Source organism: Dellaglioa sp. CoH-56-MRSF-13 (genome assembly GCF_056782095.1).
The window spans coordinates 1-366 of sequence record NZ_JBXAYC010000093.1 but is presented as its reverse complement, the minus strand read 5'-3'; the positions used below and the strand labels follow the sequence as shown (position 1 = coordinate 366).

General features: G+C 55.7%; 1 protein-coding gene. It reads left to right on the top strand.

The annotated features are described in order from the left end of the window. Positions 1-98 precede the first annotated feature (98 nt). A partial coding sequence (locus AC1RP1_RS08050) for a hypothetical protein (protein WP_481762723.1) occupies positions 99-366 on the top strand: 268 nt, incomplete at its 3' end.

The following is a 366-nucleotide window of genomic DNA, read 5'->3' as shown; positions in this document are numbered from 1 at the left end:
GATTCACACGATCCTCAACGGCAACAAGATGCGATAAGTACTTGACGGGGGCTGAGGCTCCCGTTATACTTTATTTCATCAATTCACAGGAGGAAATCATGGCGAAGCGCAAAACGGTCAAGCACTCGGACCTGAAACACGGAGTGACGCTGTTCGCAGCACAGGTATTGCCGAACAGTGAAGGCGGCTACAGCGCGAGCACTTCCGAGTTCTTTGTTGTGGGCCGCACGGTGCGCAGGGCATCACCCCTGAACGACGAAGTTTGGGAAACGCCGTATCATTTCTGGGTGGCACCGGTTCACGAAACGTTCGTCAGCTACACGGGTCAGCGCGTAACGATTACGCGCGGCGCGGACGGCGTTAAGG